At 59.3% G+C, this 14346-nt stretch carries 11 protein-coding genes; 3 read left to right on the top strand and 8 right to left on the bottom strand.

The annotated features are described in order from the left end of the window. The first annotated feature begins 307 nt into the window (after positions 1-307). Positions 308-1789 carry a sugar transferase gene (locus ABH939_RS05200; protein ID WP_054826093.1) on the top strand — a complete coding sequence of 494 codons (1482 nt, stop codon included), beginning with the start codon at positions 308-310 and terminating at the stop codon, positions 1787-1789. A 60-nt stretch (positions 1790-1849) separates the two neighbouring features. Here the strand turns inward: ABH939_RS05200 and ABH939_RS05205 are convergent, their stop codons facing one another. Continuing rightward, positions 1850-2371 carry a YdcF family protein gene (locus ABH939_RS05205; RefSeq protein ID WP_020970286.1) on the bottom strand — a complete coding sequence of 174 codons (522 nt, stop codon included), beginning with the start codon at positions 2369-2371 and terminating at the stop codon, positions 1850-1852. A gap of 53 nt (positions 2372-2424) precedes the next feature. On the opposite strand from ABH939_RS05205, the gene ABH939_RS05210 reads away from it, so the two are divergent. Both ABH939_RS05210 and ABH939_RS05215 read left to right on the top strand, forming a co-directional pair. After that, positions 2425-3204, top strand: coding sequence for a hypothetical protein (locus ABH939_RS05210; RefSeq protein ID WP_075833977.1), 780 nt, complete (start codon positions 2425-2427; stop codon positions 3202-3204). Between the two features lie 92 nt (positions 3205-3296). After that, a complete protein-coding gene (locus ABH939_RS05215; RefSeq protein WP_404649412.1) occupies positions 3297-5060 on the top strand; it encodes a hypothetical protein in 1764 nt (587 codons plus the stop codon). Between the two features lie 15 nt (positions 5061-5075). On the opposite strand, the gene ABH939_RS05220 is transcribed toward ABH939_RS05215, so the two are convergent. The 7 genes from ABH939_RS05220 to ABH939_RS05250 form a co-directional block, all read right to left on the bottom strand. After that, positions 5076-6173, bottom strand: coding sequence for a cellulase family glycosylhydrolase (locus tag ABH939_RS05220; RefSeq protein WP_404649413.1), 1098 nt, complete (start codon positions 6171-6173; stop codon positions 5076-5078). Positions 6174-6393: 220 nt separating this feature from the next. Then, positions 6394-7479 carry a beta-xylosidase gene (locus ABH939_RS05225; protein ID WP_338925561.1) on the bottom strand — a complete coding sequence of 362 codons (1086 nt, stop codon included), beginning with the start codon at positions 7477-7479 and terminating at the stop codon, positions 6394-6396. Beyond that, positions 7472-8560 (bottom strand): glycosyltransferase family 4 protein, encoded by a 1089-nt coding sequence (locus ABH939_RS05230; RefSeq protein ID WP_404649414.1) that lies wholly within the window; start codon positions 8558-8560, stop codon positions 7472-7474. The genes ABH939_RS05225 and ABH939_RS05230 overlap by 8 nt, the downstream gene beginning before the upstream one ends. Then, a complete protein-coding gene (locus ABH939_RS05235; RefSeq protein WP_404649415.1) occupies positions 8557-10146 on the bottom strand; it encodes a flippase in 1590 nt (529 codons plus the stop codon). The genes ABH939_RS05230 and ABH939_RS05235 overlap by 4 nt, the downstream gene beginning before the upstream one ends. A 7-nt stretch (positions 10147-10153) precedes the next feature. Further along, complete coding sequence (locus tag ABH939_RS05240; protein WP_223304406.1) at positions 10154-11176, bottom strand: glycosyltransferase family 1 protein; 1023 nt, start codon at positions 11174-11176, stop codon at positions 10154-10156. After that, positions 11104-12510: an O-antigen ligase gene (locus ABH939_RS05245; protein WP_223304407.1), complete on the bottom strand. Its 1407-nt coding sequence runs from the start codon at positions 12508-12510 to the stop codon at positions 11104-11106. Before ABH939_RS05245 ends, ABH939_RS05240 begins: the two co-directional genes overlap by 73 nt. 11 nt (positions 12511-12521) lie before the next feature. Further along, a complete protein-coding gene (locus tag ABH939_RS05250; RefSeq protein ID WP_404649416.1) occupies positions 12522-14288 on the bottom strand; it encodes an alpha/beta fold hydrolase in 1767 nt (588 codons plus the stop codon). Positions 14289-14346 lie beyond the last annotated feature (58 nt).

Raw genomic sequence — 14346 nt, forward strand, 5'->3', positions numbered from 1 at the left:
TAATTGCCCGGTAATCACCTGGCAATCGGAAAATAGCTTGGGCTTGGTGAGTGCAGTTGAAACAAACCTAAGGTATGTTTACGTACGAAATGAGCAACACTGGGTCGTTTTCTTGCATGAATTGGCCTTTGATCGGCGGTTATGTAGGGGGGTCCGATGACGGTTCATTTCTGCACTGCGAGCAGCGAGGTACGGCAACCGGCGGGGTGTTGCCGTACCTGGACGCTCGCGGTGGCTACCGATCAGCGATCCCCCAAGCCGTTCGATCCGCTGACGCCGTTCGTATGACAAGAAAGACTGATGGCAAATGAGCGTTCATGCTGAGGTGGAGAGCCGGTCGGCGGTATCGCAGGATTCCGCTCATGTCGGAACAGACTGGCGCCGGGCATACCGGAAGCGGATCGCCGTGAGCGATTCGATCACGGTCCTGTTCGTGATCGCACTCGCTCAGATCGGCAGTATGTGGCCGCATCCCATCGAGTGGCTGACACCACTTAAAGTGATCGCGTCTGCAGCGTTGGGCGGACTGTGGATGATCGCCCTCGCACGGGGGCGTAGCCGTCATCAGGCGATGCTGGGCGAGGGCAGTGACGAGTACGAGAAGGTACTGCTCGCTACCGGCCAGGTCTTCGGAGTAGGCGCATTGGCCGGGATCATTCTGGGCGTGGGAATTGCGCGAAGCTACCTCATGATCGCACTGCCCGTCGGACTCGCTGCGCTGCTTCTCGGACGCTACCTCTGGCGACGCGACATTCGAAAGAAGCGTGCGATCGGGGATTGCCGTAACTCGGTGCTGTTGGTTGGTGGACATGCGTCCGTCGTTGCTACTACGCGTGCCTTCGTGCGGGAATCCTCGGCAGGCTACGACGTTGTGGGAGCGTGCATTCCGCGTCGGGCGACCGCGTTGGACGATCACATCGTTGTCGACGGAGCAGCAGTCCCGGTAATGGGCAACGAGTTTGAGGTAGTCGAGGCGATGCGCGCAAGTGGCGCAGACACCGTCATCGTAACCGGGACCGAAGACCTCGGACAGGTGGGCATTCGCAAACTGATGTGGGACCTCGAAGCCGAGGGCGTCGACATGGTGGTTTCACCGGTCGTGGCCGATGTGTCGAAGGCTCGCTTGATGTTTCGCCCTGCGGCGGGTCTCCCGTTGATTCACGTTGCGCGGCCGCGCTACCAGGGCGCGAACCGGCTTGCGCCCGCTGTTTTCGACGCGGTGTTCTCGATGCTGATGATCCTCCTCGTGGCGCCGGTCATGCTCGCCGCTGCCGCTGCAGTCAAGTTCACGTCGAAAGGCCCGGTGTTCTACAAGGCGGAACGCATCGGCCTCAACGGGAAACCGTTCCCCATGTTCAAGTTTCGTACCATGGTGGAAGGCGCCGATCAGCAGGTTGTCGATCTGATGGGGGACAACGAAGGCGCCGGAGGTGTGTTGTTCAAGATGCGTGAGGATCCACGAATCACGTCCGTCGGCAAGATCCTTCGTCGATTGAGTATCGACGAGCTACCGCAGTTCTTCAACGTCATTCGCGGAGAGATGAGCGTTGTCGGCCCACGGCCGCCATTGCGTCGCGAGGTCGAGATGTACGACGACGAGGTTGCCCGGCGCCTGCTGGTCAAGCCTGGCATCACCGGCCTCTGGCAGGTAAGTGGTCGCAGTGATCTCTCGTGGGAAGAATCTGTTCGACTGGACTCTTCCTACGTGGAGAATTGGTCTATCCTGCAAAATCTTTCGATCATTACTCGTACCGTCTCAGCGGTCGCGAAAAGCGACGGAGCGTACTGACTACGCGGTTGGTGCCGGCGCGGATATCCGCGCCGGGCACCCTCCTGTCAGCTGTCGAGCTCAACAATGCGAGAACAGATTCTTGACGTAGCCGGCAGTTTGGTAAACGTAGTTGAATGCCCACGTCCCGATCGAGAGTTCCGGACGGCTTGCGACCATGACCAGTTCTCCTTGATAACACTGCGAAATGATGTGCCGCGCCCGCGAGATATGAGGAACGAACGTCACGACGATGACAGTCTTCCATCCGTTGGCATTAGCCATTCTCTCGATTTCGAACCCCTCGCCCTCGGTGGTGGACGGTGACGGGACGAAACAGTCGACAGGGAAGTCGAACGTACCCTCGCAGATCGACCGCATCTTCTTGTCGTTGTCGCCGTACGGATTCGAGAAGATCAGGCGTGGTGCGTAACCGTCTTTCATCAGTTGGATTCCGACCTCCTCGCGTCCGTCGTGTGCTCCGCCGAGGACAACGATAGCGTCAGCACTTCGTGGTGCATCGATCTTGGGTGAGACGAAGACGGGCCAACCCGCTGCCGCACCAAGGGCGAGGAGTGATAGAGGTATGCCCGCAATCTTCAAGGCCGATTTGATCTGTTTGATGGCCCCACAATACCTGGACCCAGGAGACGACGATGACCGGATCGCAACCACTTCGGACGGTGGCGGGGTTGACCGCCTTACGGGATGCCTATGGGCAGAACATGTCTGGACTCGTACCTGAGACCGGTGTGTATCTCGCCGACGACGGTTGGTGGATCGCTCTCACGGGTGCACCCGATCCCAGCTACAACCTTGCATTGGTCCATGGGGGTGATGTGCGGAAAAACACGGTCGCCGTTGTGGAACGAGTGCTCGCAGAGCGACTGCGCACCGTTGTCATGCTCGCCGGGGCGGGTCTGGATGCCGCGACCGTCCTCGCGGATGCAGGGTGGGTGTGCGTCGGTTCGAGTTCGCTGCGCGCGCTACCGAATTCTCCGTCAGCGCCGGATGCCGCGGTGCGGATCCTGGAAGATGGCGACCTGCGTTCAGCACGACAACTTGCGGAGGATGTTTTCGGTATCGATCGCGAATCTGCGACTCTGGTGTATCAGGAGGCGGCCCCCGACCGACCAAGTGAGCGTTCAGTCGTCGGCCTGTTCGAACTCGACACGCTGCAGACCGCAGCGATGCTGTCGTTCGGTAAGCCCATCAGCACTGTGTGGGCGGCCGGAACCAGGGCGCAAGGACAGCGGCGCGGACATGGGTTACGGGTCCTTCGGCAAGTGTCGGCAGCCGCATTCGAGGCTGTCGGCGACGGCGCCGTGTGTGGTCTCGCCAGCGCTGCCGGCAATGCTCTGTACGACGCGAGCGGAGCCGAAATCGTCGAGTACTGGCAAATGTGGTCGCGACCGCGATGGCTACTTGGTAGCTGACATCAGCCGTCAGGTATGTTTGTGTGCGTTCGGCAAACTTTTGGTTTCTTTCAGCTACGCTTCAACGCGCGATCCAATCGGGGGTACTCAAGATGGCAGATTCGAGTACCAGGGATGCGGCGATACGTCGCGAACTCGGCGTTCCGCCCACTTTCGACCTGGTGAGGCATGCACGAAACCTTGCAAGAGTGTTCTTCCCCGCTCTTGTCATCGCATTGCTCGTCGGTGGGATTGTCTACGCTGTGCGGGGAAGCGCGACACCGGTGTATCAATCCGACATCGTCGCGGAGGTTCAGTCTGCCTCTCAGATCGTCGTGACGGACGCGAACCTCGGCCAGTTGGTTGCCCCCTATGTCGCACTGGCCACCGATAGCGATGTGGTTGCCGCCATCCACGACCAGTTGAATAACGGGTGGACGACAGCGGATGTCTCAGGCCACATCTCGGTGACGCCCGGTACTTCTCCGGCATTGGTATTCGTCAAGGCGACTGCCTTCAGTCAGGCTGACGCGGACGCGCTGGCACGAATAGTCGTCGCCACCTTGAGCGACGCGCAGGCGCGACGCAATGCAGACACGCTGGATCGTCGTACCCGAGTTCTCACCGACGACATCGCTCGATTGAACGGGGACTTGGACGCAGCGCGGCGAGAAAGCTTGGACGAATACGAGACACCCGCCGACGATCCGACTATCAAGGCGGATCTCGACGCGAGGCTGGAGCAGTTGCGCCAGTTGAGATCGACCGTATCCGGTTCCGACCGACTGCAGTTGCTTTCCGCCCCCGCGGGAACGGGTCTGCCGGTTGCGCCGAAGCCACTCGTCGAGTCGGCGGTTGCGTTCTTGGTGGTCCTCATTCTCGCTGCCGAAATCCTCTCTGCCTGCCGGGGTCGATTCAGTTCGCGAGTGACCGACGCGTGGGCACGTCGAACGGCCCGGAAATACGGAGCCTCACTAGTCCTGCAGCACTCCGAAGCCGCTGAGTTTCCGCCGAACCTCGCGCTGACGATATGCCAGCGTGCAAGTCTCGGTGATCATGTCCTGGTGCTTTCGGGTGACGGCGTCCTCTCCACATCATGGGATGTTCCTGCGCACGTGCGATCCGGGGTCTCCCGATATTCGCTGAAGTCGGACTGGTGGCGCCGATTTGACTCCAATGGAACCGGGTTTGCCCTGGTTGTTGTCTCCGCACAGCACGCCAACCAACGGGAGATCGTCGAATGCCTCAGGGCTTTGGCCGAAGTCGATGTTGCGCGAACACTGGTACTCGTGGGTCCGTCTGCTCCCGAGCCTCTCCTCGACGTACTTACCCTCGCGGTGCTGCGTCGCAGACGCAGGCCCGCAAGTTCAGTGAAACTGGCGGCCGAGCCGACCAACTCGGCCACGAACTCACAGGCCCCGTCCGACAGCGCCTGGGTGAAGTCCGGTGCGCCGCGGCTGAACGAGCCTTCCGTTGCCGTGCCGTACGGAATGGATACTTCCGCCCTGGATTCGAGGAGGGATCGCGCCAGCCTGGTGGATGCGAAAACGGTCAGTATTGCGAAGAAGAACCTGCCGAAGGCTATGCCCAAGCCGAGCGCAGGGGTCGAGCTCGAAGAGCCGCAGATCGTGCAGGCTGTTGACGTCGAGGGCGCCGGAGTCGAGGCGTCCGCAGTGGAGATTTCCGGAGCGGAGTCGACCAGCAATGATGCAACTGGTGTCAAGGCGTCCGGGGAAGCCGACGGCATCGACTCCGAAGCCTCGACCGAACGAATTATGCTGACCTCCAAAGATATAGCGGAAATTCGAAAGAGGAGGCAAAGAACTCGCGTGAGCCTTATACGTTCGGATTCAGCAGACGGACAGTCGGAATCCTGAAGGACCGGGCTTTCACTAGATCTTGGGTGTGCTGCACCCTCCAACTGCCTGTTTCACCGCTGCGAGTGCGGGTTTCGGAGTGTAATTGATCGTGACCAGACCGAAGTTCTGTTCGATATCCGAAGTGTTGGTTCCGCGATCACGCATGCTGTAGATGAAAATGCGCTCGATGTAACCGAGCACCTTTGCTTGCGCGAATCCATCCGAGATGATGTTGGCCTGTAATTGCGGGCTGACGGCGGTCGGGCCTGTACCTGTCGGAGCTCCGAATTCGGTTGCCCAGACTTTCTTTCCGCTGTCCCCGTTCTGCACCATCGATTCTCGCATCAGTCGGATCCTGTAGAAAGTGTTCCAATTCTGGGTGGACGAATCCGAAGGTAGCGCAGGCCAACTGTACGGATGGATCGAAAAGACATCGAATGAAGACTTTGCTCCTGCCGCGTACATACCCTTGAGATATGTGACCGGTGAGATGTCGGATCCGTTGTCGACGGCCGGTGCCAAACCGCCGTTGAGAATCTTTGCACCCGGTTGTACCGCACGGATACTTTCAGATGCGGCTTTCAGGAGTGCAGTGTATGTGTTCACATTCGGCTTGGGGCGGAAGAATTGTGTCAGGTTCGGTTCGTTCCAAATCTCCCAAGTGCTGATTCTGTTCGAGTACCGTTGTGCTGCTTGTTGTGCAAACTTGGCAAACGCGGCCGGATCGGATGGATACCCGTGGGTATCGTTGACCCCGGCGACGCGAGCCCAAGCCGGCGTGTACGTAACGATTCCCAAGACGCTCAATCCTTGGAGACGTGCTCGATCGACGATGCGGTCCGTTGTGCTCCAATTCTGTTGGCCCTTGGTTGATTCGACGGCGGACCAATCGACGTCGAACCTGAGCCAGGTCGCGCCGGCATTCTTCATTGCGGTCAGTTCTGCATCGAGATCATTCTGAGAGAGACCGTTGAGTGGGGCGCCCGCGGCGATCCCTAAACCAACGGAACTGCACGTCGAGTTCGGGGTTGGGGTTGTTGTTGGAACGGGACTCGGTGCACACGCGCTCAATGACCCGACAGTCAACAGGGCGCAGGCGAGGGACAATCGAAGTCGACTCACGCCGACCACCTTCTTTCCACAGTGACTCGAAACCGGTGCGGGACAGACAAGTTGGAAGCCGAACTAGATGACCAATCCGACAAATCAAAGAATTGCATGAATTGGGTCACTTGGCACCAGTCTCGAAGTCGGTTCTGCAGTACTTCCGTCCGGTTGGGTGCTACTGCGAAATGCGCCGGTTGGTATTGTCCGATTTTCTCGGTGACTGTGGTCGAAAATGATCAATAGTTCAGAGGCATCCTCCAGTTTCGTTTGCATCTTGCAACACGGCCATTGCGGGCTTCGGTTCGAAGTCGAGATCCAGAAGGCCAAAGTTTTGTTCGCGATCACCGGGATCGGAGCCGCGGTCCTGGAGACTGTAAACGAAGACCTTCTGAACGAACCCGAGGCTACGCGCTTCGTTGAATCCGTCACGCAGTATCTCGGCTTGCATCGACTCGGTCACAGCGTCGAGACCAGTTCCTGTTGGTGCCCCGAATTCGGTCGCCCAAATAGATTTGGTCGAGTCGCCGTTTGCAACCATTGTGTCGTGCATCAGCCGCATTCGATAGAAAGAGTTCCAGTTTCGAGTCAACGGGTCCGAGGGCAGTGCCGGGTAGGTGTACGGATGCATTCCGACAACGTCGAAGTGTTGTCCAGCTCCATATTCGTAGATGTTCGCGAGGAACGTCGTGGGGCTTATGTCAGCGCCGTTGTCAGTTGCGGGGGACAAGCCACCGGAGACAATTGTTGCGCCCGGTTGCACTGCCTCGATTGCTACGCTCGATGCGGCGAGCAGCTTCGAGTAATACTCAGGATCCGGCGTCGGATTGAAGAATGTTTGGAGATTGGGCTCGTTCCAGATCTCCCATGACGAAATGGAATTCGAGTAGCGGGCAGCGGCAAGCGCCGCGAACCTACCGAACGCGTCCGGGTCGGCCGGACGGGTATGCGTGTCAGGACTCGTCGCTGCCGGATCTCTTGCCCAGGCAGGCGTGTAGGTGATGAGACCGAGAATCTCGAGCCCGGAAGATTTCGCGATGTCCACGAGGCGATCGGTTCCGGACCAGTCGAAGGTGCCCTCGGTACTTTCGATGGCGGACCAGTCGATGTCGAATCTGACCCAGTGCGAACCCGATGATCGAATAGCTTCCACCGTTCGATCCATTTCGGCGTCACTCATTGCGGTATAGCCGGAACCAAGTGCGATGCCAGTATTGTCTGACGAAGGTTGAACTGCGCAAGGTTCGCCGGTTGCGGTAATCGAAGAATGGACTACCAATCCGACAATCAACAAGACCACTGCGGCTGCGGCGACTCGACGTGCCTTAGCCATCGATGAGCTCCTTCAGCAGAGCCGGAAGATTCTTCTGGATGTCATATCGGTCCTCTACCTTCCGCCGGCCGATGCGTGACAATTCGGATCGTGCACTCCCGTCCTCCAACAGTCTCGTTATCTCGGCTGCGAGTTCTACTGAATCAGATGGCTCGACGAGCGATCCGGCGCCGTCCCCCAGCAGCTCGCTGGTGCCGCCGAGATCGGTTCCGACGACTGGCACTCCGATGCTCATTGCTTCGAGTGCCACGAGTGGGCCGGCTTCGGGAGAGGTGCTCGCAGAAATCGCGATGTCCCATCCTTTGATAGTTGCCAGTGAATCGACATATCCGAGAAATGTGACGCGACCCGCCAGATCCGGCTGCTGTGCGCGTTCACGAAGTACTTGTGCGTACATTTCATCGCCCGGGAACGGAAGTCCGGCGATTTCGAGTTGGACGTCTACTGTGCGGGCGATGGCATCCATCAACACCAAGTGGCCTTTCCACGGCGTCAGTGACCCGATGATTCCGACAACTCGGCGTGCCGGTGATCGAACTTCCGTTACCTCAGGGGGAACTACAACACCAAGTCGTGACACCGAGGTGGGAATTCCCAGCGAAAGAACAGGAAGCGATGTCGGTCCGGAGACGGCGACTGCTCGTCGGATCCCGGGTTTTGCAATCCGTACGACGAATCGTTGTTTTGTGCTCGAGAGAGTGTCGTGGACAAGCCACGTTGCACGTTGCGGTACGCGGCCGAGCCTGATCGCCGGCAATGCGAACAGTGAGTTGACTATCACGGTCGAGCTGGCCGACTGAGCCCGAGACGCAATGATGCGCCCGGCAATTCGCCAATTCTTTGCAACTTCGAGAATCGCCAGGACGCGTGCCAGACCCCCTTCGCCTCTGAGCGACAGGGTTGGTAGCGTGACCGTTTCGAAGTCGACTGACGCGCGTGCGCGATCCCTCAGCGGCCCTTCCGGACAAGCCAACATTACCGTGAAACCCTGCTCGTGTGCCAAACGCATCAGTTGGAGCATGACCAGTTCGGCGCCGGAGATCTCTCCAGTGTGGCTGACGAAAATGATCGTTCGTGTCATTTTACTTCCCTGTCGGGTTTTACCATTGCGAGTGGCGACTTCCCGCCCGCGAGCGATACAAGTGCATAGATTCCGACTGTCCCAAGTGGAGCGAGAACCGAAACGACTGGCCATGGCACGCCCAACCTTTCGACGCAGATCGTTCCTGCCACTGTGACCACCGCGCAGAGGGCGACGGCCGCTCCGAGCGGGAGCATCGGAAACATTCTGTGAACCGGCAGACTTTGCCGCACTACAACCCAAATTGCAACGAAAAGAAGCAGTTCGGTCGATACGGTCGCAACTGCCGCTCCGTTGAATGACATTCGAGGAATCAACACGATGTTGACCACGATATTGAAGAGTAAGCCGCCCAATGCAATCCACGGATATATTCGATGCCGGCCGCTCGCAACCAGGATCATCAACCCCAACTGGGTGAGCATCGAGAAGCATGCGCCAAGCACCAACAGTCGCGTCGAGGTCCCTGCAATTGCGAACCGCTCTCCGTACAGAAAGGTGAGCACTCCGGTGGCAGCAGGCCAGAACGCGGCGATCGATGCGCTCCCGAGAACTGTCAGGACGATGAATGTTTCGCGGCTTCGTTCGCGGAACACTGCCACGCTGTCGGGCCAATAGGACACGAGAAGTGTTGTTACCGGGGCGACTACGGTGATTGCGACGATTTGCAGAAGGTCCGCGAATTTGTACCCGATGGTGTACAAGCCGACCGAATCGAAAGTATCGAGCTTGCCCAAGAGCAGCACATCCACTTTGGACAGAAGCGTGACCAAGGCGAAGCCGATGCTCAAAGGGATTGCTTCGATCAGCATTTCCCGCCACCTACGAAACTGCGCTCGTGACGACGGCCTAGGCCCGGCGACGCCCTTTCGGACACCGCGCACTTTCACAACGGCCGCGACCACTTCGTTGATAACCGCAGGGATGACGAGAATGAGGAGGATCGGCTGCCACAAAACCGCGACGATGGTCGCGACAAGCTGGGCGAGTTGCCCGACGCCCTCGGCGATCGCGACATACGTCATGCGCAGGCGGCTCTGGTACATGACGGAAAGTGCATGGCTGGGAGTGGCAACGACAACGACCAAACCAGCGACCGCCGTTGCTTCGACCACTTCTGCGGGGTAGCGGAGAATCCAGACATAACCCACCGCGACGATGTATCCGAAAAGACCAAGGGCGACCCGTAGGGATATGAACGCGGTGGTGACCAGCGAAACTTCCCACGGATTGCACTCGACCAACTTCGCGAGCACCACTCGGCCGACGCCGAGATCGGTGACGACGGACAACAATCCGAGCAATCCGAAGATGAGGGAGAACTGACCGAATTCGTCAGGGCTGATCGAACGCGCGATCAGAACCGAGCCGGTCCACCCCATCGCTGCCACTGCGATCCGGCTTCCGAGCATGATCGCAGTGCTTCGGCGTGCATCGTTCGCAGTCAAATCCGGAGCGGCCGGCCCGTGGATTTTCGTCTCTCGCTCGCGACGTTCCTTCTCGAACTTGTCGATAGCGGCCTGGCGCAATTCGGCGAACTCTCGCGGCGATACGGGCTCGGTGCCCGTCGAATTGCGATTCGTCATGAGCAACTCACACGCTCAGCCCTGCAGTGCGGTACGCGTCAACCGTGTATTCGGCTGTTCGGGTCCACGTCGATCGGGCCGCGACACGTGGCGCAGATATACGGAGTGCGGTGTTGACATCGTCGTCCAGGACGACTGAGCGAAGAGCGGCCAACCAGGAAGCCTTGTCGTGCTTGCGGACAAGCACGGCGGCGTTGTCGGCGAATTCGGTCAGTGCTCCGACCGCACTCGCAACCACTGCCGCGCCGCACGCCATGGCTTCGAGTGGCGGCAGACCGAACCCCTCGTAGTGGGAGGAGTAAGCGACAGCAGTTGCGGCGGAATAGAGTGCCGGAAGGTCTTCTGTCGCGACGTAACCCAATCCTCGGGCGGAACGGGGCGCGTCGGGGCCAGTCGAGCCGGAGCCCGCCAGCAGAAAAGGAATCGACAGCTCCGTGCACGCTTCGGCGACGAGAGCGACATCTTTTCGAGGTTCGATCGTTCCGACCTGCAGCACGAATCGCTCCGGTAGTTTCAATCGCCGCCGAACTTCGGTCACTGCAGCTTCGGTGGGGATCGTGGCCCAGGATGCGGGTGCCAGCGGCGTGACAACGGCATGCCGACCGCTCAGTGCGAGTATTCGTTCGGCGGTGAAGTCCGATACTGCAATGACGACGTCGGCCTTGCGTAGCGCCGCGGACAGGAGTCGGCGTTCGCCAGCTGCTCGATATCGACTGAAGGCCCACGGAACGTCGAATACCGACATGTCGTGAAACGTCGAGATCTTCAGGCCGCCTTGCCCGATCGGGAGGTCGACGTCGAGGCTGTGGAACAAGTCGCTGCCCGCGACCGGCACCATCGCCCACGCGGCTCTGCGTGCTCCGGAGGCAACAGGGCGCGTCACGGCGCGCACTCCGGTTGGAATCTCATCGACAGCGTCGATTTGCACTGTTGCGCTGAGGTTCGTCGATTCGCTGATCAGTGGGGAGAGTTCTCGGAGTAGTTCGCGTGCATAGGTTTGGACGCCGCCCCCACCAGGTCGGAGTGCCATGGCTCCGAGGGTGATTCGTGATCGGATATCGCTTCTTTCTCCGAGTGGTGTTGAGTCAGTGCGCATCCCACGGTTCCAATCAGTAGCCAAAAGTAGAGGTCGAGGGGAAATATCTCGAAATATGTCGAGACGACAGAAGCGACCGCGGCCGCGACGATCGAGGCGCTGACACCGAGAGCCAAAGCGCCGTCCGAGCCGGGAAGCACACGCGATGCCCTCAGCGCGGACGCTCCGGAAGATATGAGGACCAGGACAAAAATCCACAAGCCGATCGGTCCGAGCTCGACTGCGACTTTCATGTAGTAGTTGTCGGGCTGATAGGGGATCAGCCCAAGTGTTGTCGCGGCCTTGATCGTCATCGTGTTGAGCATCGGTTGCGCTGCTTCCGCCGCCTTTGCTGCCGCGGATCCTGTTGCGCCCAGACCTTGCCCGAGTGGATGCACGAACAGCGAGCTGATTGTCGACGACCATCCGCTACCGCGTTCTTCGAGACTGTACGACGAGAACAGTGGTTTGACGATTGATGGTGGTGCCAACAGAAGTACAAAGGGAACGGCAGCGGCAGCCGCGCCGAACAACATCAAGATAGACCGATACTTGTATACGGCAATCCAGAGAAGCCCGACAGCCAACCCGATGTAGCTGGCCCGCACAATCGAGACTCCCATGCCTACGACCATGATCGGAGTTGCGGCCAGAAAGATAATGTTGCGCAGCCGTTTCGGATCCGCGAGAGCGACCGAAATACCGACGATCAAACTCAGCATCACGAAGAGACCGAACGCAAACGGACCGGTGAAAGTGCTGAAGCTTCGCAAGATCGAGCCGGTGATTCGAATCTGTTCGGTGTAGCTGTAGCCGAGATCCACCAGGTATGCAGGCCCTACTGCTTGCTGAAGGAGTCCGATGACTGCTGTCAGTATCCCCATACCCATCAGGACGGACACGAGATGATCTCGGTCGTCCCGCGAGAACGGTGCGCGCCAGAGAATGACGGGTATCAAGATGTAGAAGTAGGTGATCTTTATCGATGTCACCCCGGCGATACCGGACAGAAGCAGTGCTGACGCGGAACCGAAAGCTACCCAGGCCGCGGCAGCCGGCCACCAAGGCATCGAGGGGCGCACTACCCGAAGGCGATTGGGGCTGACGAAGGTGCATCCCAACGTGAGCAGGAGCAACCCCTCCTTCCAACCGGCCATCGATGTCCCGCCGGGAATGATCGCCAACAGACCGTGGAGCGGAGCGAACAGTGCAACAAGCAGCAAGCCGCGTTGTGGTCGCTGGTAGATCGCAACGACGATGGGTACTGCGAAGATTGCAGCAACAAACATGAATGATGTGTTCACGCGATGAACCGGTTCGCATTCGCCGTGTCGGCCCGAGGGACCGTCGTAATTCCGAATGCTTTCGCTATCGAAGAAATCGCCTTTGTTTGCACGATATTTCGGAGGTCACGATGGTAGGACGGGTGATCGCCGACCGGTGGCATGATCGCGTCGAACGTTTGTCCTCGGTGAGTCATCCGGGCAACGCCTTCGGGTCCGCGTTGCTGATTGAACCATGCGGCGTCCGCGGGGGAGAGGATGACGGTGGTATCCACCCCACGCTTGCAGAGTGCCTCCAGCATTACCTCAGGAACCTGCGTGATTCCCCTGATTCCCAGAAGCTTCCACGCTGGATAGGGGAGACGGGACTGCAGTACGCCTTTCACCCGTCCGCGGAGGGGAAGTTTCGTGGTTTCGGCACCTGGATCGATTCGAGGAGCCTCCGGCAAGACAGCATCCATCAGGGACTTCTTGCGCCTCACCGACCACAAGATCATGTTTACGAGTATTGTCGATCTCGCACCCATCTGGAGCGCCATGGACGCTGAGGTCCATGCCCCCGAACACAATCCGGTCATCACGAGGTTTCTCGGATCTGCGCCGAGTGCGGCAACGGCAGTGCGTGCGTCCTCGTCTGCCGCGTGTGAATAGACCGACGTCGGATTGTCGGCGTCGATCGGACCCGAGTCGCCGACCCCTCGTCGGTCGAATCGGAGACTCGTGACCGAGAGAGCCGCGGCCTCACGAGCGATGGTCACCCACGAGCGGCCAGGCCCGACTCGATGGTCGATTGCAGTAGTGAAGAACAGTAGTCCGCGCTCGGGAGGCGCATCGGTGGTCGATATGTTGCCTGCCTCGGATTCGGGAGAAGTTGCGGGATGCGTGCGGATCGCGAAGAGCTCCTGAGCGCCGAATCGTTCCAACGTCTCGAACACCTCCTCGCCGACTTCGGTGACCGCGACGCGAGCTGTGGTGGTGATCGCGGGAGTGAACGCGGAGGAACTCGTGGGCGCGTGGCGATCCAACCACTGTGCGATTTCGTTGATGTGTGTGTAGGGGATGTCGACGTAGAAACTGGGAGGCGACGTGAACGCGTCGTGGTTCTCCAAGATCATCATCTCGGGATCAAGAGTTGCTGCGAGCCCGGCGACAGCTCTGCTGTCCAGTACCGAAGACTTCACGGCCAGAAGGGTGCGTGGACGTCCGAGAAATGGTCCGGTGATGCGGAGACGTGACAGTTGGTCGGCGCATTCGGGAGCCAGCACGCCACCCATGATCGACACACGTGAGTCGGCGGGATCGTCCTCTCCGACGCTGATCGCGTAGAACGCACGTTGTTCCCTGAGGTAGTTGCGGCCGGTCAGAATTGGGTCCCACAGGACTATCGAGTTGACGTGTCCGCACTCCTGCAATGCCGACGCTGCCAGGAGGGCACCAACTCTCAGTCCGACGATGCTGACGGATTCCGCGCCCGCTTGTCGGACATAGTCCACAGCGCTGACGATGCTCTTCAGCCAGAGGGTGAGAGCGTCAGGATCGTCTTCGGCACCGGCCGAGTCGCCGACTCCCGCGTACTCGAAACGAAAAGCGGCCATACCCTGTGCCGCGAGTTTTTCGCCGAGAAGTCGCATGCCGCGATAGGTGTCGATGTGCTCCTTGCCCAGCGGGGGACACATGACCACGGCTTCTCGGACAGTTCCTGAAGAGGGCACGTGAAGGAATCCGAGCAACGGCCTGTCTGCCGACCCGAACCACGTGGCCAGTTGAGTCTCGATGGTGATCACTCCGGTCAAGATCGGTTGCCTGTATGTTGCTAGTAAACATACCAGTAGTCTGTTTGAT

This window comes from Rhodococcus sp. 27YEA6 (assembly GCF_044908235.1).
Classification (GTDB): Bacteria; Actinomycetota; Actinomycetes; order Mycobacteriales; family Mycobacteriaceae; genus Rhodococcus_F; species Rhodococcus_F qingshengii.

What these genes read in the sequence shown, in the direction of transcription:
- ABH939_RS05240 (WP_223304406.1), bottom strand. Translation starts at nt 11,176, where the DNA reads ATGGCACTCCGACCTGGTGGGGGCGGCGTCCAAACCTATGCACGCGAA.
- ABH939_RS05215 (WP_404649412.1), top strand. Translation starts at nt 3,297, where the DNA reads ATGGCAGATTCGAGTACCAGGGATGCGGCGATACGTCGCGAACTCGGC.
- ABH939_RS05235 (WP_404649415.1), bottom strand. Translation starts at nt 10,146, where the DNA reads ATGACGAATCGCAATTCGACGGGCACCGAGCCCGTATCGCCGCGAGAG.
- ABH939_RS05245 (WP_223304407.1), bottom strand. Translation starts at nt 12,510, where the DNA reads ATGTTTGTTGCTGCAATCTTCGCAGTACCCATCGTCGTTGCGATCTAC.
- ABH939_RS05210 (WP_075833977.1), top strand. Translation starts at nt 2,425, where the DNA reads ATGACCGGATCGCAACCACTTCGGACGGTGGCGGGGTTGACCGCCTTA.
- ABH939_RS05230 (WP_404649414.1), bottom strand. Translation starts at nt 8,560, where the DNA reads ATGACACGAACGATCATTTTCGTCAGCCACACTGGAGAGATCTCCGGC.
- ABH939_RS05200 (WP_054826093.1), top strand. Translation starts at nt 308, where the DNA reads ATGAGCGTTCATGCTGAGGTGGAGAGCCGGTCGGCGGTATCGCAGGAT.
- ABH939_RS05225 (WP_338925561.1), bottom strand. Translation starts at nt 7,479, where the DNA reads ATGGCTAAGGCACGTCGAGTCGCCGCAGCCGCAGTGGTCTTGTTGATT.